Origin of the sequence: Pseudodesulfovibrio profundus (genome assembly GCF_900217235.1) — a bacterium.
In the GTDB taxonomy this organism is placed as follows: Bacteria; Desulfobacterota; Desulfovibrionia; order Desulfovibrionales; family Desulfovibrionaceae; genus Pseudodesulfovibrio; species Pseudodesulfovibrio profundus.
In genome coordinates this window covers 4,019,778-4,041,189 of the sequence record NZ_LT907975.1, presented here as the reverse complement: position 1 = coordinate 4,041,189, position 21,412 = coordinate 4,019,778, and the positions used below count along the sequence as shown (strand labels likewise).

Genomic DNA, 21,412 nt, shown 5'->3' with positions numbered 1-21,412 from the left:
ACCGGAACCGGTCATAAGAATAGAAAAGGGAAGTTTACGCAATTGAAACATACTTCATTAATACACGCTTCAACAATTTTCCCAGGAGGGATAGACCTGTGGCATTACACGTGGTTGACCACCCGCTTATCCGCCATAAAATCGGCATCTTACGTAAAAGCGACATTTCCACCAGCCGTTTCAGACAGTTGGCAAACGAGATCACTCGACTGCTGACCTACGAAGCAACCAAAGACTTTGAAACGGAAAAAACAACCGTTCAGGGCTGGGCCGGAGATGTGGAAGTCGATTCCATCAAAGGAAAAAAAGTAACTGTCGTTCCCATCCTTCGTGCCGGTCTCGGCATGATGGACGGCGTATTCGACATGATCCCCGGCGCCAAGGCTTCCGTTGTCGGCTTTTACCGCGACGAAGAGACTCTGCAGCCGGTTCAGTACTATGTAAAGCTCGCCAGCCAGATGGAAGAGCGAACTGCACTTATCCTCGATCCCATGCTCGCTACCGGCGGCACGCTGGAAGCAACCATCGAACTCCTTAAGGAGTCCGGTTGCAAATCCATCAAGGGACTGTTCCTCTGTGCTGCTCCAGAGGGCGTTGAAAGGATATTGAGCAAACACCCGGATATTGAAATCTACGTTGCCGCTATCGATGAGAGACTCAACGACATCGGCTACATCATCCCCGGTCTCGGAGACGCGGGGGATAAGATATTCGGAACCAAGTAGGTTGCAAGGCACGCTTCACAGCGTGCCTTTTTTTGGGGGCATTTACGCAGGCCACGTGGCCGACTACGAAACATCCTCCTCCCGCGAAACCTGGTGCGGTTGGGGGATGTCGTCAAAACAGAAGAGGAGTTGGTTAGCATGAGTGAGATTCATTCCACTGAGTATAACTTTAAACTGAAAGACGCCCTGCTTGGGGCGCAAATGCTGTTCGTAGCATTTGGCGCATTGGTTTTGGTCCCGCTGCTGACGGGACTGGATCCCAATGTGGCCCTGTTCACCGCCGGCGCCGGTACTTTGGCGTTTCAGGTGATCACACGAGGCAAAGTACCCGTATTTCTGGCATCCAGCTTTGCCTTCATCGCACCCATCATTTACGGGGTGCAGACATGGGGCATTCCTTCCACCATGTGTGGTCTGGTCGGTGCTGGCGTGCTGTACATTATTTTGAGTTTTCTCATTCGCATCTACGGCTCCGGCATGCTTCGTCGTGTGCTACCCCCCGTGGTAACGGGTCCGGTCATCATGGTCATCGGCCTTATCCTGGCTCCGGCTGCGGTTCACATGGCCATGGGTCGAACCGGTGATGGTTCTGCCTGGCTAGTGCCCAATGACACCGCCATGATCATCGCTGGTATTTCTCTGGTAACCACAGTCATGACCTCCCTGCTTGGCAAGGGATGGTTCAAACTGGTTCCCATTCTTCTCGGTATCACCGCCGGTTACGTTTCTTCCATCGTCCTTGACGCTACGGGCATCACTGCTTCCATGCAGGCCTCTTTTGATCCGGGCCAGTTGCAGAACTGGACCGCCCCGGCTCTGATCAGTTTTGGAGCTATAGCTGAAGCACCCATTCTCGCCATCCCGAACTTCACCTTCCCGACCTGGAATCTTGAAGCAATTCTGTTCATTGTGCCCATTGCTCTTGCACCGGCCATTGAACACTTCGGCGACGTGCTTGCCATCAGCAGCATCTCCAAAAAGGATTACGTAAAGGATCCGGGCATCCAGAACACCATGCTCGGTGATGGCATCGCCACATCGCTGGCTGCCATGTTAGGTGGCCCTCCGAACACCACGTATTCGGAAGTTTCCGGTGCAGTGGCACTGACCCGCTCCTTCAACCCCGCCATCATGACATGGGCAGCCATCACTGCCATCGGACTTGCCTTCTTCGGCAAAGTCGGCGCATTCCTGAGCACCATCCCGGTTCCGGTCATGGGCGGCATCATGATCCTCCTCTTCGGTGCCATCACGGTTATCGGCATCAATACGCTGGTCCGCGCAGGCAATGACCTCATGCTGCCCCGCAACCTGGCCATCGTCGCTATCATCCTTGTCTTCGGTATTGGCGGCATGAACTTCGATCTGGTTATTGTCAAGCTGGGCGGTATCGGCCTGGCCGGTATCGTGGGTGTGGTGCTGAACCTCATCCTCCCTTGCAAAGACTGCAACGACCCGCTCCCTGAAGAAGTGGAAGCCGGAATCGAATAAACAGCTCTGTCTCACTACCAACAATCAGGCCTCCCGTTTACGGGAGGCCTTTTTTTATCTCTGCTTCTCCTGCTCAGAGCTCATGTTAGCCAATCTTTCAATAGACCGAACGTCATGAACTGGTTACCATACTTCCCGATCAAGGAGATGTAATTATGCGAGAAACAGCGACCGGCTTGGTCCTGACATATAATGGTGAAAGGATACTGGATAAATGTCTTCAGTCGTTGGACTTTTGCGATGAGATCATCGTTGTGGATTCCGGATCGACTGACAGCACGGTTGAGATAGCGGAAAAACACGGCGCACGGGTTTTGGTCAACCCCTGGCCCGGTCCTGTAAAACAATATGCCTTTGTCCTGCCCCAAATCAAAAACGACTGGCTGGTATGCATTGATCAGGACGAGTACCTTTCTGACGAACTGCGCGACAATATCATCAAAAAGCTTTCAGCCAATGAGCCTGTTTCCGGTTACTACGTACCGCGCAGTTCCTTCTACTTCGACAGATTCATGAAGCATTCCGGCTGGTACCCCGACTATCTCTACCGGGTATTCAGGAATGGCCAAGTAAAGATAACCGCTTCAGGGCCGCATCAACATTTCGCCCCCACGGGGAAAAGCGAAAAGCTCACGGGTGACATCATGCATTACACCTATGAATCATTCATGGAGCACATCACAAAGATCAATTATTATGCAGAAGTGGGTGCTGAAGACCTTCGAGCCAAGGGGCGTAAAGGCGGATTAACACGTGCGTTGCTGCATGGGTGGATGAAATTCATAAAAATCTACTTCCTGAAGGCTGGGCTTCTTGATGGCAAGGCCGGGTTCTATAATGCAGTGGCAGGATTTTTCTACACGTTTCAAAAATACATTCGCGTGGAAGAGACAAAAAAATGGGGGGAGTAAGCTCCGCATAATCGCTCTTCCCTCAACCTTTGAGACCGTGCTATGAACTACCGTATTGATAAACCACCCAGGGAGGCACTATGAACCTTGATCCGGATACCATCCAACAGTTGATAGAAAAAGGCATCACGCTCGCATCGGTACACGGCCTGAATATCCTTTTGGCCCTTCTCATATTCGTCGTTGGTCGCATGATCGCCAAAAGCATCACCGGCGTACTTCAGCGCGTACTGATCAAGGGCAATGTTGAACAAACGCTGCTCACATTTCTCAAAAACATCGCCTACTATGTCATGCTGGCGGCCGTTGTCATTGCCGCTCTCGGACAGGCTGGGCTCAACGTCACCTCGTTCCTCGCTGTACTTGGTGCCGCAGGCCTCGCAGTCGGTCTTGCCCTGAAAGACTCCCTGTCGAATTTCGCAGCCGGTGTCATGCTCATCCTCCTGAAGTTTTTCAAGAAGGGAGATTATGTAACTGTTGCCGGCGAATCCGGCACTGTCACTGCCGTCAATATCTTCAACACCATATTGACCACGCCTGATAACCGCATTGTCGTCGTTCCCAACTCGTCGGTCCTCTCCAACACCATTGTCAACGTGACGGCAAATGATACTCGCCGTGTCGACCTGGTGATGGGAATCGGTTATGACGATGACCTGCTCAAGGCCAAAGAACTGCTTGTAAAGATTTGCTCTGAAGAACCACGAATACTCAATGAACCGGCACCCGTAGTTGAAGTTCTCGAACTGGGAGACTCCTCCGTCAACTTCGCTGTTCGTCCGTGGGTCAAAACAAGCGACTACTGGGGCGTGTATTTTGCCATTACCGAACGGGTCAAGCTCCTGTTTGATCAGGAAGGTATCAGCATCCCGTATCCACAACGCGATGTGCACATCTACCAGACCGAAAAATAGTCCAAAAGGGGAGTTGCCCAGCAGCTCCCCTTTTTCATTTCTCCCCCTCGCATTGAGTTATGCTGCGTCGATAAATTCATAGCTCCAACTTCTTTGTTTCCCAATCTCGACTCTCCCGACACTTATTAGTGACTCATGCATGTCATAAGACGCACATGAATACTCGCTACCAACCACAGAGAAGAACGCACTCCAACACCAGTTGCGCTCTCTGTAGTGCTGGCAGAGATCAATCTAGTGAGATTAAAGCGAGTAAATGTTGGCTCTGCAGGGTTCGATTCCGGTGTGAGCAAGGGAGTAATATGCTCATTCAAATCCACCTTGCTTCAATACGCAAACCCACGAACAACAAAATTTCTACATAGTACCTCACCTCTCCCTGGTTCCCCATAAAAGAAAGCCCCGCCATCAAACTGATGGCGGGACTTTCGGGTAATCTATGATTGTGATGGCTACTGAGCGTCAATCCAGTCGTTGGCTTCCTTGACATCAAGGGTGCCTACATAAATTGCACGCCCGGAGATCGCACCCTCCAACCCTTTTTTGGACAGGGGGTAGAGATTCTTGATGTCGTCCATGGTGTGGACACCACCGGCCGCGATGACCGGAATAGAGGTTTTGGCGCACAGAGCTTCCAGACCAAGAACATTCACGCCCGTCTGCATGCCGTCACGGGAAATATCCGTGTAAACGATAAACCGGATGCCATCTTTCTCAAGGCGAGGCAGGACGTCTTCGATCATCAATCCGGCGTCTTCAACCCACCCTTTTGTCTTCAATTTCCCGTCCACTGCATCCAGCGAAACACCAATTCGACCAGGAAGAGCCTTGCACAGCTCGGAAAAAAGATCAGGATCTTCAAGGGCCATGGTTCCGATGATCAACCGATGCACACCCGCTTCAATATATTTTTCAGCGGTCGCGATATCACGAATTCCGCCGCCCAACTGGACAGGAATATCGATTTCAGTACAGATCGTCTTGATGAGATCGAAATTGCGCGGCACACCGGAAAAAGCACCATCCAGATCAACTACATGGAGATAGCGGGCACCAAGATTGGCCCAATGTCTGGCCTGAGCAACGGGATCAGAACCAAATACCGTGACCTGATCCTCCTTGCCCTGTGCAAGCCGGACGCATTCACCATTTTTAATATCTACTGCAGGGAAAAGAATCATAATCCAAGTTCCATTAATTTTTCTTCGATGCCTTCGGAGGCCAAACGGCTAGCGGTCACCCACTTCCCGTCACGGTCAGCAAATTTGCGGGCCGTAAAGAGATTTTCGAGCAGGGAGACCTGTTCTTCTTCATAACGAGCCCGCTTAATGGCCTCGTTCTTCACATCAATCAAATAAAAATCCAAACCGATAGCGGCCGGAGTCTGAACCCCGCCCTCGCCACCGACACGTTCACGCCAATAGGTAATCTGGGGTACCAGCAAAAAGTCAACCTGCGCGCATTTCCCGACTTCAAGCCAATACTTGATCGCAGAAACCTTGGGCATCCCATCTTCTTCAAAAACGACAACTTTCTCACACTGCTCGACGGCGAGCGGAGTTACAAAATCAAACACCTGATGCTTATGCAACGTGTTCAACAGCAGTTGATCAAGGGTTTCCACAGTCCCATCGGGCGCAGGGTTGCCCTCTTCCTGAAGATAACCAGCAAGAATTTGCCAATTGTAGATGGGGTTGGTGAAACCAGCCACCCCAAGCGTACCTTCAGGACGCGGAACGGCTGCAGTTCGAGATTTCCCGCAACCGCCCATGATGAGCAGGGACAGACAAAAAGCTGCTATAAGTGCATAAGAGATAATACGGCGCATCAATCAAGACTCCCTTTGGTGCTGGACACCCCTTTACGACCTACCTGAACAGCCTGGGCAAGCGCTATTCCAAGCGCCTTGAATGCTGCCTCAAGCAAATGGTGGCCGTTCAGTCCATATGCATAGTTCACATGCAGATTCATCCCCGCCTTGAAAGCAAACGACTTGAGGAACTCACGCCAGATGTCTTTCTCGTCACCGGCTATGATATCCGGCAATAGTGAGTCTTCATACACGATGTAAGGGCGTCCGGAAATATCAACAATGACTTCGGCCATGGCTTCGTCCATGGGGACTTTTGCCGAGGCCACACGAACAATGCCCTTCTTGTCGCCCAAGGCTTCACCAAGCGCCTGTCCAAGACATAAGCCAACATCTTCCAACGTATGATGACTATCAATATGCAGGTCGCCCTTGCATGAAAGATCAAGATCAAAGCCAGCCCAGAAAGCACACAGGGTCAGCATGTGATCAGCAAACCCAACACCGGTATCAACGTTGACGTTGCCTTCGCCTTCCAGTGTCAGAGTAAGTTTTATGTCCGTTTCATTCGTGGTCCGTTCCACCGTAGCTTGGCGCACCATGGCCCGACTCCTTTCAATAATCGATTATTCTTTGATGGCGACTGTATAGCAAATCTCTAGAAAAGAAAACCGGGCAGAAACAGCCTTTCAGCTTTCCTGCCCGGATAATTGACATTATGCCTTTTTGGCTTCCGGCTCGGATTCCTCTTCACCTTCTTCGGCTGCGGCATCCATCTCAGCCTGTCTGGCCGCCTCTTCTTCAGCCTGGCGTTGAAGGTGTCTTTCTTCCTTCTTGCCAAAGAAATAAGCCACCCAAATGCCGACCTCATACAAGATGATCAGCGGCCCGGCCATAAGGCACTGGGTAAACGGATCCGGCGGTGTGAGTATTGCCGCCATGACAAATCCGATCAGGATAGCATACTTGCGCTTTTTGCGCAGGCCAGAGGAAGAAACCATCCCCATTCTTGCCAGGAAGAATATAAACAGGGGCAGTTCAAAAACAAACCCGAAAGCGAATAGTAGCTTCAAACAGAAACTCAGATACTCATTAAGCTTCGGAGTGAACTGAATACCGTCCGTCGAGAAGCTGGCAAAGAACTCGAAACCATATGGGAAGACGATGAAATAACCGAACATGGCACCGGCAGTAAAAAACAACGCCGAAATGATGGCCATGGGTATCATCCACTTGCGCTCATGTGCGTAGAGCCCTGGCGCAATGAATCCCCAAATCTGAGCAAAAACATACGGACTGACTAAAAACAGTCCGGCCACGATGGCAATCTTGATATGCGAGAAAAAGGCTTCTGCCGGATACGTGTACTGAAAGTGCCCTTCCTGGGCCACTTGCATCAGCGACTGTTGGAGCGCATTGACAAAAAGGTCGACCTGCTCGCTATGCTGGAATCCTTTTTCAGCGAGAACCTGCCCCAAAGCCTGGCGCAAGTCATCAAAGAATCCAACAGGCAACATGGGCTTGTCCGCCATCCGATCCTGAAACACCTTGATCATCGGTTCCATGAGGATGTTGAACATTTTGTCGGCAAAGCCGTAACAGGCAACCATACCGACAGCCACAGCAATAAAGCTGCGCGTCAACCGAATACGGAGTTCGGCAAGATGGTCGAGGAGCGACATATTGCCTTCCTCTTCCACCTCTTCTTCATCACCTTCATCGTCGGTGTCGGGATACCCGTCAGCATCCCCGGAATTGGCCGGAGGCTCTGCCCCGTCACCGCCACCTGACTCACTGAGTGCGGTCTCGGCTTCTGCCAACTCGGATTCTGTCGCTACTGCCTGATCGTCCTCTTCAAGTGAAGGGTCATCACTTGAGGAATTCTCTACCACGTCGACCGGCTCTTCACCGTCGACCTTCTTCACATCGTCTTTTGCACTCATGCGAATCTAGGCCTTGTCGTTAGCGGTCTCAGTAGATTCCTTGGGCGCTTGGGCCTTGGTTTCATCCACGTCATTTCCGGCTGGCTCATCTTCAGGAGTTGAGGCTGCGGCAGCCTCTTTCTCAGCCTTCCGCTTTGCCATTTCCTGATCGACTTCACGTTTACGCGCTTCAGCTTCGGCCTTGCTGACCTCGTCATCCAATGTGGATTTGACGTCGTTGCCTACTCGCTTAAACTCAGCCACGCCTTTGCCCAAGGACCTGAGCATCTCCGGCAGCTTCTGAGGTCCGATAACAATCAGCGCAACCACGCAGATGATCAACAGTTCCGGTCCGCCTATTCCAAACATATCACTTATCCTTTCAGAAGGAGTTCAAGCTTATTCCCACTCAATGGTGCTCGGCGGCTTGGACGAAATATCCAAAACCACGCGGTTAACACCTTTCACCTCGTTGATGATCCGGTTGGACATACGAGCGAGCAGTTCACTCGGCAGTCTGGACCAGTCAGCGGTCATGGCATCCAGGGAGTCCACAACACGAAGGGCAATAACGTTCTCGTAAGTACGATCGTCGCCCATGACTCCAACAGTTTTGAGGGGCAACAACACGGCAAAGCCCTGCCATACCTTACGGTACCAGTCAGAGGCAACCATTTCATTTTGAACGATCTTGTCTGCAAGTCGCAGAATTTCCAGACGCTCTTCGGTTACTTCGCCGATAATGCGGATGGAAAGCCCCGGGCCGGGGAAAGGCTGACGCCAGATGATATGCTCGGGCAAACCAAGCTCATAGGCTGCTCTGCGAACCTCGTCCTTGAACAGTTCGCGCAGGGGTTCCACCAGCTTGAGATTCATCTTTTCCGGCAGGCCACCTACGTTGTGGTGGGACTTGATTACTGCGGAGGGGCCTTTGAATGATTCGGACTCGATCACGTCAGGATACAAGGTACCCTGTCCGAGGAACTTCACGCCATCAATGGCCTTGGCTTCCCGGTCAAAGACTTCGATGAATTTGTAGCCGATAAGTTTGCGCTTCCTCTCAGGATCTTCGACGCCCTTGAGGTCATCGAGAAACTCCTGGGCAGCACCCACGAACTTGACGTTCAGATCGAAGTGTTCAGCAAGGAATCCGATAACTTCTTCTTTTTCGCCCATGCGGAGCAAGCCGTTATCAACAAAAATACAATGCAGATTCTTACCGATGGCCTTGTGCAGCAGTACCGCAGCCACGGTTGAGTCGATTCCGCCGGAAAGGCCAAGCACGACCTTGTCATCGCCGACCTGCTTCTTCAGGTCTTCAATGCAGGAATCAACAAAGGATGCCATGGACCAGGAAGGCTCCAGGCCGGCAACCTTGAAAAGAAAGTTCTGAATAATGGTATCGCCGCTGACGGTGTGAGCAACTTCCGGATGAAACTGCAACGCGTACATTTTCTTTTCCGGGTTACCCATGGCGCCGAACTCGATGGAGTCGGTTTTACCCATGGGGACGAACCCTTCAGGCAAGCCCTCCACGCGGTCACCATGAGACATCCAGACCGTGAGGTCCTCTTTGTTCTCAATGCCGTCAAACAACACGCAGTCGTTTTGCGCAGAGAACTGCGCACGTCCGTATTCCCGATCAGTGGATGCTACCACTTTGCCTCCGAGCTTGTGTGCCAGGAGCTGCATTCCGTAGCAGATGCCGAGAACCGGAACACCCATCTCAAGATAGTCCATGTTGAGGTCAGGACAGCCGCCTTCCAGAACACTGGACGGGCCGCCGGACAAGATCAACGCGGACGGTTTGAACGCCTTGACCCGTTCGGGGTCGACATTACAGGGGTGAATTTCGGAATACACGCCTGCTTCACGCACGCGACGTGCGATGAGCTGGGTGAACTGACTGCCAAAATCTAAAATGAGTACTCTATTGTCATGCATGATATTGTCTCTAATTCACAAAGTCCAAAATGAAAAGAACAAATAGGGCCATAAAGACGAATAGGCCACGTCCGATTACATACCAGACAAGTAGCCCGAAAGGAAATACTCTACCTTTATGTTCGTTCCGACACCAGTGAACTTTCCACTGGCTGGAATGAACGAGGAGGACCGCCAAGCGGTCCCCCTCGCAATAACAACTTACGCGTCTCCCCGGTAGTTGGGAGATTCTTTGGTGATGGTGACATCGTGGACATGAGACTCACGAAGGCCAGCCGGAGAAATCTGCACAAGCTGACTTTTTTCGTAAAGCTCATCAATAGAGGAAGAACCGGTGTACCCCATTCCAGAGCGCAGACCGCCCATGAACTGGTAAATGGATTCTCCCACTTTACCACGGTAAGGAACACGCCCGACAATACCTTCGGGAACGAGCTTCTTGGATTTTTCCTGGAAGTAACGGTCAGAGCTGCCCTTCTTCATGGCGTCGATGGAGCCCATGCCGCGGTATTGCTTGTAGGTTCTGCCTTGGTACAAGATAGTTTCACCCGGAGATTCCTCGGTTCCGGCCAAAACAGATCCCATCATGCAGGAATTTGCCCCTACACTGAGAGCCTTAACCACATCACCGGAGTATTTAATACCACCATCGGCGATGATGCATTTGTCTGCTTCGCGAGCGGCGCGGTTGGCTTCCATTACAGCGGTGATCTGCGGGACGCCGACACCAGCCACAATACGGGTGGTGCAGATGGAACCAGGTCCGATACCGACCTTGACGGTATCAACTCCGGCTTCGATGAGAGCCTTGGCACCTTCATAGGTAGCGATGTTGCCACCGATCAACTGCACCTGCGGGAAGGCAGCGCGCAGATCACGAGCGGATTTGAGAATATTCTCGGAATGCCCATGGGCGGAATCCAGAACCAGGAAGTCAACCCCGGCATGCAGAAGTGCTTCAGCTCTGCTCAGGCAGTCGTTACCAACGCCGATGGCAGCTCCGCACAAAAGGCGACCCAGGGAGTCTTTGACTGCATCAGGATATTTCTTGTGTTTGTTGATATCCTTGATGGTAATCAACCCTTTCAGTCGATTGTCTTCATCAACGACGAGCAGTTTTTCGATCCGGTGCTGATGCAGCTTGCGCTTGGCCTCACCGGTGTCGATTCCCTCAGGAACGCTCACCAGATCACGGCTTGTCATCAACTCAGAAACAAGAGAATTGTCATCCTGCACAAAGCGGATGTCCCTGTTGGTGATGATGCCGACAAGGTGATCGCCCTTAACAACAGGCAGACCGGAAATACGGTACTCGGCCATGATGGATTTCACCTTGGCCAGATCGTCATCAGGGTGGACCGTAATCGGATCGGAAATCATGCCGGACTCAGACTTTTTAACGCGATCAATTTCGCGGGCCTGTTCACGTACGGACATGTTTTTGTGAATAACACCAGCTCCGCCATATCGTGCCATGGAAATTGCCATGCGCGATTCGGTAACCGTATCCATGGCTGCGGATATGAGCGGTATATTCAGCTTGATCTGTGGCGTCAGATAAGTGGAAACATCCACCGAATCGGGCAATACATTGGAGTATCCCGGCAACAACAGAACGTCGTCGAACGTCAGTGCCTTATCAAGAATTTTGCTCATATCTTTCCTCCGGAGCGTTTAGGTTCGTACATCTATATAGGATCACTCAGCGCGATTCGATTATATATCACGCTGTCCTTTAGCATCTGGGTGGTGCCTTGTAAGCGACTATTCGCCAATCGTCTACCCCTAAACAACACCCCTAAGAAGAAGGCCGGACGTTTCCGTCCGGCCTTGTGCTTTCATTAGAGGCCCAAGTAGGCCTTTTTAACCTGCTCATCTGCCAAGAGCTTGTCGCAGGTGTCAGTGAGCACTATTCGCCCGTTTTCCATGACATATCCTCGATGCCCAATTTTCAGAGCGAGGTTGGCGTTCTGCTCCACGAGGAATATCGTGGTGCCGGCCTCCCTGTTGACTTTCTGAATGATATCGAAGATCTGCCGAACAACCAAAGGAGCCAGCCCCATGGACGGTTCGTCCAGAAGCAGCAACTTCGGCCTTGCCATAAGCGCCCGGGCAATGGCCAACATCTGCTGTTCACCACCTGACAAGTTACCGCCAGGCTGCCTGCGCCGCTCGGCCAGGATGGGGAAGAGATCATAACTATATTCGAGGTCGCGAGCGATACCACTTTTATCATTACGCATGAATGCGCCCATATCGAGATTTTCCTGAACCGTCAGTTCAGGAAAGATCAACCGACCTTCGGGAACCTGACAGATTCCCTGGCCAACAATCTTGTTGGGCGATTCCTTGGTGATATCCAATCCCTGGTATTCGACACTTCCGCTACGAGCCTGAACCACACCACACACGGTCATGAGGGTTGTAGACTTTCCCGCGCCATTAGCGCCGATCAGGGTAATGATTTCGCCAGTATCAATATGCAGATCAACATCGTACAACGCCTGAATGTTGCCGTAGAAACTATTGACCTTCGTGAGTTCCAGGATTCTACTCATCATCACCCTCCCCAAGGTAGGCCTTGATGACATCCGGGTTTTCCGCAATTTCCTGCGGTGTTCCCTCGGCAATCATTCGACCATAATCCAATACATAAATGCGATCAGACATGGACATGACCATTTTCATATCATGCTCAATCAGCATAATGGAGATATTGAATTGCTCGCGGATATCAACAATGAGTTTCTCAAGATCCAAGGTCTCCTGCGGATTCATACCTGCAGCAGGCTCATCCAGCAGCAGCAAAAATGGATCAGTGGCGAGAGCTCGTGCGATTTCAAGACGACGCTGTTTACCGTAAGCTATATTGGAAGCGAGTTCATTGACGTACTTGCCAAGACCGACCAACTCCAGCAGTTCATAGCTTCGCTGGATTACAGCCTGCTCTTCGTTTCTCGTTCTCTTGTTGCGCGATATGGCTCCCCATACAGAAGATTTGGTTCTGCAGTGAGTACCGATCATCACGTTTTCCAAAGCCGTCATGGACGGGAACAGTCGGATATTCTGGAATGTCCGCGCCATGCCCAGTTCGGTAACGATATTCGGTTTCTTGCCATTGATCCGATTAGTATTCCCATTAGCCTCTGGGTCAATGAGAACATCACCGGATGTCGGCGTATATATACCTGTAATGCAGTTGAAGAACGTGGTCTTCCCTGCACCGTTCGGCCCGATAAGGGCCACGATTTCTTTATCATTAACCACGAGATCGACTTCATCCAGGGCACGAATACCCCCGAAGTCCTTGCTCACGGCGTTGACATTTAAGACTGGATTACTCATTTGCCGCACTCGCAGTATTAGCTTTGTACTCGTAGATCTTGCGCTTGGCGCTGATCAGGCCCTGTGGTCGGAACACCATGACCAGAACCATGATCGCACCGAACAGCAGCATTCTGAACTCTGCAAAATCACGAAGGAATTCCGGAACAAGAATCAGAATGATTGCGCCGGCGATAACCCCGCGAATGGAGCCCATACCACCGATAACGACGATGGACAGAATGATGGCAGATTCCCAGAAGGTGAATGATGCCGGGTTGATGAAGGTGGTCTTGGCCGCAAAAACGACACCAGCCATACCTGCCCATGTTGCTCCAAGAGCAAATGCCATGAGCTTGGTCTTCATCTTGTCGATTCCCATCGCCTGGCAGGCTATTTCATCTTCCCTGAGAGCGAGCCACGCTCGCCCGATACGAGAATGTTGCAACCTGTTGACGCAGAAGATGGTCAAAACAAGCAGCCCGATCATGATGTAATACATGTAGGTCGTTGATCCGATCACGCCAAGGTCCATTCCGAAGAATTCAGGACGATCAATACCGGAAATACCGGAAGGCCCCATGGTCACTTCGCCCCAGTTTTCAAGGACCAATCGAATGATCTCTCCAAAACCGAGAGTGACGATGGCAAGGTAGTCACCGCGCAGTCGAAGTACGGGAAAACCAAGAATGATGCCCAGGATGGCTCCAAGCACGGCCCCGATGGGCAACATGTACCAGAAACCGATATCCCAGTGCATGTTGCACAGTGCGTACGCGTACGCACCGACGGCATAAAAAGCCACATAGCCCAAGTCGAGCAAGCCAGCCAAACCGACAACGATATTCAGCCCCAGTCCGAGAACGACATACACCAGACAAGAGATCATGATGTTTGTCTGATACAGATTACCGACTTGCGGAAAGCCTATGGCTATGAGTGCAATTGCACCCAGAGCAACAAACTTCAGCACGGTATTGGACTGGACCTTAGTCAGCAGTGCTTCTACTTTTGATTCTTTTTTCGTTGCATCCTTCATCAGTTCCTTACGCGCCAGAAGCCAGCGCCACAAAAAGGAACCGAAGAAGACGCTTACGGCAATGTAAGCGACGTTTTCCCACCGCCACACCACCGTCTGCTCTATGGTATTCACCTTGATCACCATAATCGGGAAGGTGAGGAAAACGAACCATGCGGCAACCAGCAGAGATTTTCCGACCGCATGGGCGAAACTATCGCACCCGGCGGTCAGGAAGAACTGCAGGAACCCCTGATTCATTGTTTTGCTATCAGTACTCACGATATATTCCTTGCAGGAAGAACGGCGTAAAGCCGCTTTTCTATCAATGTTAAACCTTCTGTATCTTTTCCTTACCCATGATGCCGGACGGCCTGAAAATCAGGATGAGCACCAGCAGGCAGAATGCGAAAACGTCTTCATAGTCGGAAGAGACATATCCGGTGGCAAAGGCTTCGGTAAGACCGAGCACCAACGCACCGAGCATCGCACCAGGGATGGAGCCGATTCCACCGAGAACTGCAGCAGTAAATGCCTTGATGCCTGCGATGAATCCGATGAAGTAGTTGATTTGCCCGATATGGGACGCGATCAACACACCACCGACAGCGGCAAGACTGGAACCGATGACAAAAGTGGCAGAAATGACCATATCGACATTAATGCCGACCAGCATGGCCATCTTGCGATTCTGGGCCGTGGCCCGCATGGCTTTGCCGAGCTTGGTGAACTTGATGAACAAGGTAAGCCCGACACAGACAGCTATGGTGGCACCGACGATGACCAGTTCAGAAGAACTGAGCATGGACCCCATTGACTTCATGAACTCGAACTCAGGAACGAGTTCAGGGAACGGAAGGAAGTCGGAGGTCTGAGCCAGCATGACGTAGTTCTGCAGGAAAATGGACATGCCGATAGCTGAAATGAGTGGAGAAAGACGTTGCGCACCACGCAGAGGCTTGTAGGCAACCTTTTCGATTGTGAATCCATAGGCAGCAGCCCATATGACTGCACAAACAATTGCGATGGCCAAAATAGAATAACCGGGAAAGCCGAGCATGGTCAGCAGTCCGGCCACTATCAGCCCGGTAAACGCGCCAATCATGTAGATTTCGCCGTGAGCGAAGTTGATAAGCTCAATAATGCCGTAGACCATGGTGTAGCCCAGAGCAATGAGCGCGTATATGCTACCCCGGGTCAATCCCCCGAAGAACAATTCCAGAAAATATTCCATAGGATGTTATTCCCATACCTTAAATAGCACCAGGGGACAGGTTCGCCCTGTCCCCTGGTGGATTATGTCATTCTACAATCAAGCGATTTACTTGACTTCCACGTACTGACCATTCTGGACCTGGTAGACGGCAAATCCAACGCCTTCGGCGTCGCCCTTGGCGTCAAACTTGATCTTACCGACGGCAGTATCAACGTATTGGGTACGGAGAGCTTCGGTAACCTTGGCGTAGTCGGTGCTGCCGGCATTCTTGACTGCATTCAGCAGAGCCAGAGCTGCAGAGTAGGCTTCAGGGAAGAAGGGACCGGGATCAGCGCCGAACTCAGCCTTGTGAGCAGCGACGGCTTCCTGGTAGATGGCGTTGCCGGAGAAGTCCTTGGGACCGGTGGCGTAGACGCCTTCAGCGTACTTTCCAGCAACCTTGATGAAGGTCTCATCCTTTACACCGTCATCGGACAGGAACGGCAATTCCATGCCTTTCTTGCGCATACCGGTAACGATCTTGGATGCTTCAGGGTGGTAACCACCGAAGATGACGCCTTCAGCGCCGGAAGATTTGATTTTCTGAACAACGGCAGAATAGTCAACTGCGCCGGGGGTCACACCCTCGAACAGAACGACTTCGATACCGTCTTGCTCATCGATGAACTGCTTGCAGAAGGAAGCAAAACCTTTACCGTAATCACCCTTGTCGTGGATAACGGCGATTTTCTTGAGGCCAAGGCCTTTGGCGAAGGAGACCTCAAGGGCGGCCTGCGCATCGTCAGGAGCGATGGTGCGGAAGAAATTCGGGTATTCGCCGGACTGGGTCAGCGGCGGGTTGGTGGCGGAGGGCGACATCAGAACGATCTCGGACTCCAGGTAAATGGGCAGTGCAGCTTTGGTTGCACCGGAACAAATGTGACCGAGGACGATTTTCACGTCATCAGAAACCATTTTGGTAGCGGCGTTGGTAGCCAGTTCGGGCTTGCACTGGTCATCCTGAGCAACAACTTCAACCATGGCGCCGTTGATTCCGCCCTCGGCATTAACCTTGGCAGCGGCGAGCTTGGCAGCGTTAACAGTCGGAAGACCGTAGGAAGCAAGGTCTCCGGAGTGAGCACCAGCAACACCAAGTACCAATTTTGAAGCCGTTTGTTTCTCACTCTCTCCGCCGCAGGCAACCAACATGGCGACCATGGCGACGCACAGAGCGATCAGACGCACTTTTCTCATACTTTCCTCTCCTAAATGTATAAGGTTCCAACAGAAAATACTGTTCATTAACAAACAGTAGACACTAGTCTGTGGTTCCGTCTCCCCACGGAACCACAGACCGAATGTAGCATTGTATTTAATTTGTTCACTTTGTCAATAAGATGGGGCTCGTAGCCTTACTGCACAACCACTCGTTATTACATGTTTTTTAATGATCGAGTTCCTGCTTGGCCATCTTTATGATTTCTTCATCATCCTTTTCTATGACCAGAACCTTTTCGAAATACGTTCTGGCGGTATCCATATCCTCGAAATAATATTTGTTTATGACTCCGAGATTGAACAATGCCAGCGTATCGTTCGGGTCGATAGCCAGAATCTGCTTGTATGCTTCGGCCGCCTTGTCAAAATTTTCCTTATTGAAATAGGCGATACCGATGGCCTTCAGGAGACCGATGTTACCAGGCTCAAGCGAGTTGGCCTTTTCAAGCGGTTCCAAAGCCCTGTCCCAGGCACGCATCATGAGGAACGAGTTACCAAGATTGATCAACGCCTTTACATCGTTGGGATTCTCTTTGACCTGAGCCATGAACTCCTTGACCTTGGCCATGGCCCCCTCACTCATTCCAGCAGGAGCGCCAGTTCCATCCGTGCTGTGATCATGCCCGTCATCAGGGCTGTGTTGCTGCTCAACCTGCACAAAGAGGTTGGGATGATTCATACGATATACGAAGCTGGTGATAAACATTGCCGCTGCACACAGTAGAACTGCTGCAATAATGGTTTTACGGCTGAAATTGACTGCGTTAGTTGCCATTGGAATCCCCCAGAAGTTCAATTTGCCGCTGCCGCTTGTTTAAACCGTCAGCCTTGACGTACAAAAAGCCCATGTACCCGGCTATTCCGAGCCACACAGCTGCATTGGCTATGATGAGATATGTAGTTGCAGACATACTGTTTCCTTGGTTGATAAATATTATTCGTCATCCCAGACCAGCTGGGCTTCCAGATCGGCCTGTTTGCCAAGCTGACGGATTCGGGCAAGGAGCATACCTCCCCACACAAAACCAAAGGCAATCAATCCGGCAAATATGGTGTGCCACATGCGGATTTCCATACCCGATCCCTTTCGGGCCAGGCCATCCGGATGTGCGCTACCCCAGAGCTTGGCAGCAAAGAATACGAGCGGCACATCAAGAAACGCGACAATACCCAGCACAGCGCAAACAAGCGCTTTCCGATCACGCCCCATAGGAGTTGACCGCAACACGAGATACCCCGCGTAGACGTACCACATGATAAGTGCTGTCGTGAGCTTGGGATCCCAAAGCCACCAGTGTCCCCACTCCGCTCTGGCCCAAACCGAACCGGTAATCAGCGCAAGCGTTGCGAAGAGCACACCGATCTCGGCCGCTGCTCCAGCGATACGATCAAAGACATCGTTTCGCTTGAACAGGTAGAGAATCGAGGCAACGAAAACCACGAAAAAACTCATGAGCGCCCACCAAGAACAAGGCAGATGCATGTAGAATATTTTCTGCACCGGCCCGGACTGGGCAATCGGCGCATAGAACCAGATCATGTATTGATGCACCAGCAGGGCCGCAACAGCCAATCCTGCGAGAAGCTTCACTTTCATTTCTATTCTTCTCCACTGTAAACGAACGGGAACAAGAAGAGACCTGCCCCGGAGAACAAACAATCAAAAGCAAAAATCAATCCGAGCCACTTATCCAGCCCCTCAACTTCGTCCGGTGAAAAACAAAAGCCGAAGAGCGTGATTCCGGCGAGCAACACCGGCAGCAATAGCGGGAAAACAATGACGGAAAGCAATGATTCGCGAGCAGCCTGTCCCTGGCTCAAAGCCCCAAGAAGCGCTCCGATCACGACCAGCCCGATATCTGCGGCGATCAGCGTCACCAGCAGCAACCACCATGGTCCGTAGACCGTCTGACCAAGGAAGGCCACGGTTGCTGGCAGGAAGACGAGTTGGGAGATGAGAAGCAGGCTCAGCCCGGCAACCCCTTTACCAACCCATACGGAATGCACGGGAGCCGGAGAGGACAGGATGCCTATACGCGCTCCATTGGCCTCTTCTATTGCAAACAAATCATTGAAGACCAGCACCAAACCAAACGCGGAGGCAAGCCAGAAGATGGCACCTGCGGCCTGGGGCGAGATAGCCCCGCCCAGGGGTTTGGATAAGGAAAACATGAAAATGAGCAACAGTCCGAGCAAAACAGCCTGAACCAATCCCTGCCCACCGGAAACGGCCAGGGTGAGGTCTTTGGATGCAACAGCTATGGTTCGCTTTAACATACATCCACCTCTGGAACGAATGCATCGGCAGGCCCGAAGTATTCAACCTTCTTGCCACCAATAGCGAGCACGAGATCCGCCAGGGCGGTATCCTCACTCACATGATGACTGATCCAGACGACACTGGTTCCATTGTCCCGAAATGCCACGATTTCCCTTCGCAGTGTTGCAAGGGATTTTGGGTCGAGTCCTGTCCCGGGCTCATCCAGAAAGATGAGTTTAGGTTGGACAAGATACACTCGGGCCAGATTGAGCCGCTGGGCCATGCCGCGAGAAAAAGCACCGGCCTTTTCTTCGGCTGCCCGCTCCAATCCGACCCGCTTCAAAAGCCCCATAAGCTCATCCCGATTCGGGGAAAGACCATACATGGTCCCCCAGAACTTGAGATTCGCCAGTGCCGACAGGCCAGGATAGATGAACGTGGAGTGTCCGAGGTAGACAATGTCTTCCGCTTCGACTCCAAGTGACACATCTCCGGCAGACGGCTTGGACAGTCCGGCCATGATACGCATCAAGGTCGATTTTCCTGCGCCGTTCGGACCGGCGACAAGCATTATCTGTCCCGGTTCCAAACGACAGGATATGTCCTTGAAAACGAGCTTCTGACCATAGAATTTGGCCGCCCGTTTTACGGTAAGGACCGCTTCGACCTCGGGCATCACTTGGTCTCCTCAAGTCGGCGAATACGGGTCAGTACCAGGAGCGGCAAGACGCACATGATGGTACCGCCAATCCAGACCCAGTTGACAAGAGGGTTGATGCTGATCATGAAGCTTGCCTTACCTTCTTCGGTAAAGCCAAGCAGTGTTGAATATAGTTCGTCACCAAGGCTGAAAATGGTCCCTACTTCAGCAAACTGCTGCTGCTCGTAGTTAACGTAGATACGTTTGTCCGGACGCATTTCCCCGATGACCTTACCATCCTTGGAAACCTCAAGGGTCGCAGTAGCACGCGCCCTCAGCTCCTTGGTGCGGTCTTCGGTAACGGTGACATATTTGATCTCGTACTCTTCCAACTGAACGACTTCACCTTCAGTCATGATGAACTCGCGCTCAACCTTGTATGGTCCGGAGAATGCGATTCCGAGAGCCATGAGCACCATACCGAAGTGGATGCCGTACGCTCCCCATGCCCGACGGGATTTCCGCATGGCCGGGTTCATGATGAAGAGAACTACAATTGAGACAATGGCAGCCACGGAAGCGGCAGCAGTCAGCGTAGCCAGCGGCTTGGTGATACCCATGGCGTAGAAGCCGATGAGACCGGCCACAAGTGCACCGGTGACGATGATCATGCCGGTTCGATCGCGAAGGCCTCCCTTCCATCCCATCCAAGGACAGTAGCAGAAGAGAAGAACGAGGATCGACAGGAACGGCAGGCAGACACGGTTATAGAAGTTCGCATCCAGGCCCATGGACTGGTGTGTCCAGATCTGGCTGATAACAGGCCACATGGTGCCCATGGTAACCACGATACCCAGTGCCAGCAGGAACCAGGCGGTAATGACCAGCATGCCCTGTCGGCTCAGGAAATCGGAAAGAGTACGATGGGTCAGTCGTTCGCTCATGAGGGTGACCATGATGGTGATGACGAGGATCGCCATCTGGCCCCAGAACAGAGGCACTGCAACAGGGGATTCACCGAAAGTATGCAGCGAATCAATGACACCGGAACGAGTGAGGTATGTAGAGAAAATACACAGCAGGAACGTCAGAGACATCAGGAAGACGTTGGTACGCTGCAAGGCATTGCGTCGAGCTTCAATGATGGAGGTGTGCAGAACGGCAGTTCCGGCAAACCAGGGAATCAGGGAAGCGTTTTCGACCGGATCCCATGCCCAGTAACCACCCCAGCCAAGCTCCATGTAAGACCACCAGCCGCCAAGAACGATTCCAGCGGTAAGAAACAGCCAGGAAAGGATGTTCCAGTTACGGGTGACCTTGATCCAGGATTTGGTTTCACTGGCGATGGATGCTGCCAGAGCACAAGCTGCGGGAATCGCATACATTGCGAAGCCGAAGAACAGAAGCGGCGGATGGAAAATCATTCCAGGGTTGCGGAGCAATGGATTCAGACCGCGTCCATCCATCGGAGCTGGAACCATTTCAATGAACGGGTTGGACCAGCAGGTCAGCAGAAGCAGGAAGAACCCCTGAATCATCAGGAAAAACATCCAGAAGTAAAGCCTGGTCCGCGGAGCCAGAACTTTATAGCCGGGAGTAAAGAGGAAAATGGCCCCGGAAATCGCGATGATCAACTCCCAGAATAACAGTGAACCTTCGCGTCCGCCCCAGAATGCCGTGAGTGTGTAGACAAACCCCAAGGCATTGTCGACGGTTTCATAGACGTATTGGAGGGAATAATCTCGTGTTGCCAGTGAGATCAGCAGCAGGATGGAAGAAAGCACGATACCGAAAACACCAAGGAGGTGCGCCCGTTCGATCAAGACAAGCGATTCGTCTTTTTTGGTCCAGGCCGCGATACCGGCCCACACAGCGAGAAAGAGGAAGGCGAGCAATGCGAACAGCAGGCTCACATATCCGGTCAAATGCATACTAGCTCCTTAAAGAAAACGTCGTACTGACATGCTGGATGATCACACA

22 protein-coding genes are annotated in these 21,412 nt (G+C 51.9%); 4 read left to right on the top strand and 18 right to left on the bottom strand.

Annotated features, from left to right (window positions below; all coding sequences use genetic code 11):
- Positions 1-98: 98 nt before the first annotated feature.
- The 4 genes from upp (at position 99) to DPRO_RS18900 (ending at position 4,041) form a co-directional block, all read left to right on the top strand.
- Positions 99-725, top strand: a complete 627-nt coding sequence (gene upp / locus DPRO_RS18915; RefSeq protein WP_097013479.1) for a uracil phosphoribosyltransferase — start codon at positions 99-101, stop codon at positions 723-725.
- Positions 726-863: 138 nt separating this feature from the next.
- Positions 864-2,216: a uracil-xanthine permease family protein gene (locus DPRO_RS18910; RefSeq protein WP_097013478.1), complete on the top strand. Its 1,353-nt coding sequence runs from the start codon at positions 864-866 to the stop codon at positions 2,214-2,216.
- A gap of 155 nt (positions 2,217-2,371) precedes the next feature.
- Positions 2,372-3,127 (top strand): glycosyltransferase family 2 protein, encoded by a 756-nt coding sequence (locus tag DPRO_RS18905; RefSeq protein ID WP_097013477.1) that lies wholly within the window; start codon positions 2,372-2,374, stop codon positions 3,125-3,127.
- Between the two features lie 80 nt (positions 3,128-3,207).
- Entirely contained in the window at positions 3,208-4,041 is an 834-nt protein-coding gene (locus DPRO_RS18900; protein WP_097013476.1) for a mechanosensitive ion channel family protein, read from the top strand.
- A gap of 452 nt (positions 4,042-4,493) precedes the next feature.
- Here DPRO_RS18900 and hisA read toward each other — a convergent pair whose 3' ends face one another.
- The 18 genes from hisA to DPRO_RS18810 all read right to left on the bottom strand — a co-directional run bounded on the left by hisA (position 4,494) and on the right by DPRO_RS18810 (position 21,363).
- A complete protein-coding gene (gene hisA / locus DPRO_RS18895) occupies positions 4,494-5,222 on the bottom strand; it encodes a 1-(5-phosphoribosyl)-5-[(5-phosphoribosylamino)methylideneamino]imidazole-4-carboxamide isomerase (RefSeq protein ID WP_097013475.1) in 729 nt (242 codons plus the stop codon).
- Positions 5,219-5,869 carry a hypothetical protein gene (locus DPRO_RS18890; RefSeq protein WP_097013474.1) on the bottom strand — a complete coding sequence of 217 codons (651 nt, stop codon included), beginning with the start codon at positions 5,867-5,869 and terminating at the stop codon, positions 5,219-5,221. The genes hisA and DPRO_RS18890 overlap by 4 nt, the downstream gene beginning before the upstream one ends.
- Positions 5,869-6,453 (bottom strand): imidazoleglycerol-phosphate dehydratase HisB, encoded by a 585-nt coding sequence (hisB, locus tag DPRO_RS18885; RefSeq protein WP_097013473.1) that lies wholly within the window; start codon positions 6,451-6,453, stop codon positions 5,869-5,871. The genes DPRO_RS18890 and hisB overlap by 1 nt, the downstream gene beginning before the upstream one ends.
- Before the next feature lie 114 nt (positions 6,454-6,567).
- Complete coding sequence (gene tatC, locus DPRO_RS18880; protein WP_097013472.1) at positions 6,568-7,794, bottom strand: twin-arginine translocase subunit TatC; 1,227 nt, start codon at positions 7,792-7,794, stop codon at positions 6,568-6,570.
- Positions 7,795-7,800: 6 nt separating this feature from the next.
- Positions 7,801-8,142, bottom strand: coding sequence for a Sec-independent protein translocase protein TatB (gene tatB, locus DPRO_RS18875; protein ID WP_097013471.1), 342 nt, complete (start codon positions 8,140-8,142; stop codon positions 7,801-7,803).
- A 30-nt stretch (positions 8,143-8,172) separates the two neighbouring features.
- A complete protein-coding gene (gene guaA / locus DPRO_RS18870) occupies positions 8,173-9,717 on the bottom strand; it encodes a glutamine-hydrolyzing GMP synthase (RefSeq protein ID WP_173806824.1) in 1,545 nt (514 codons plus the stop codon).
- Between the two features lie 201 nt (positions 9,718-9,918).
- Complete coding sequence (guaB, locus tag DPRO_RS18865) at positions 9,919-11,373, bottom strand: IMP dehydrogenase (protein WP_097013469.1); 1,455 nt, start codon at positions 11,371-11,373, stop codon at positions 9,919-9,921.
- Between the two features lie 185 nt (positions 11,374-11,558).
- Positions 11,559-12,266, bottom strand: coding sequence for an ABC transporter ATP-binding protein (locus DPRO_RS18860; RefSeq protein WP_162291211.1), 708 nt, complete (start codon positions 12,264-12,266; stop codon positions 11,559-11,561).
- Position 12,267: 1 nt separating this feature from the next.
- Positions 12,268-13,062 carry an ABC transporter ATP-binding protein gene (locus DPRO_RS18855; protein WP_097013468.1) on the bottom strand — a complete coding sequence of 265 codons (795 nt, stop codon included), beginning with the start codon at positions 13,060-13,062 and terminating at the stop codon, positions 12,268-12,270.
- A complete protein-coding gene (locus DPRO_RS18850) occupies positions 13,055-14,320 on the bottom strand; it encodes an ABC transporter permease subunit (protein ID WP_097013467.1) in 1,266 nt (421 codons plus the stop codon). Before DPRO_RS18850 ends, DPRO_RS18855 begins: the two co-directional genes overlap by 8 nt.
- A 70-nt stretch (positions 14,321-14,390) precedes the next feature.
- Complete coding sequence (locus DPRO_RS18845) at positions 14,391-15,293, bottom strand: branched-chain amino acid ABC transporter permease (protein ID WP_097013466.1); 903 nt, start codon at positions 15,291-15,293, stop codon at positions 14,391-14,393.
- Positions 15,294-15,380: 87 nt separating this feature from the next.
- The gene (locus DPRO_RS18840) at positions 15,381-16,508 is read right to left on the bottom strand and encodes a branched-chain amino acid ABC transporter substrate-binding protein (RefSeq protein ID WP_097013465.1); all 1,128 of its coding nucleotides are present in this window, start codon (positions 16,506-16,508) and stop codon (positions 15,381-15,383) included.
- A 190-nt stretch (positions 16,509-16,698) separates the two neighbouring features.
- Entirely contained in the window at positions 16,699-17,307 is a 609-nt protein-coding gene (locus DPRO_RS18835) for a tetratricopeptide repeat protein (protein ID WP_097013464.1), read from the bottom strand.
- Positions 17,297-17,443: a CcmD family protein gene (locus DPRO_RS18830; protein WP_097013463.1), complete on the bottom strand. Its 147-nt coding sequence runs from the start codon at positions 17,441-17,443 to the stop codon at positions 17,297-17,299. Before DPRO_RS18830 ends, DPRO_RS18835 begins: the two co-directional genes overlap by 11 nt.
- Positions 17,444-17,466: 23 nt before the next feature.
- Positions 17,467-18,129: a cytochrome c biogenesis protein gene (locus DPRO_RS18825; protein ID WP_097013462.1), complete on the bottom strand. Its 663-nt coding sequence runs from the start codon at positions 18,127-18,129 to the stop codon at positions 17,467-17,469.
- Positions 18,130-18,131: 2 nt separating this feature from the next.
- Positions 18,132-18,809 carry a heme exporter protein CcmB gene (locus DPRO_RS18820; RefSeq protein ID WP_097013461.1) on the bottom strand — a complete coding sequence of 226 codons (678 nt, stop codon included), beginning with the start codon at positions 18,807-18,809 and terminating at the stop codon, positions 18,132-18,134.
- Entirely contained in the window at positions 18,803-19,468 is a 666-nt protein-coding gene (locus DPRO_RS18815) for an ABC transporter ATP-binding protein (RefSeq protein ID WP_097013460.1), read from the bottom strand. The genes DPRO_RS18820 and DPRO_RS18815 overlap by 7 nt, the downstream gene beginning before the upstream one ends.
- Positions 19,468-21,363, bottom strand: a complete 1,896-nt coding sequence (locus DPRO_RS18810; protein WP_097013459.1) for a heme lyase CcmF/NrfE family subunit — start codon at positions 21,361-21,363, stop codon at positions 19,468-19,470. Before DPRO_RS18810 ends, DPRO_RS18815 begins: the two co-directional genes overlap by 1 nt.
- Positions 21,364-21,412 lie beyond the last annotated feature (49 nt).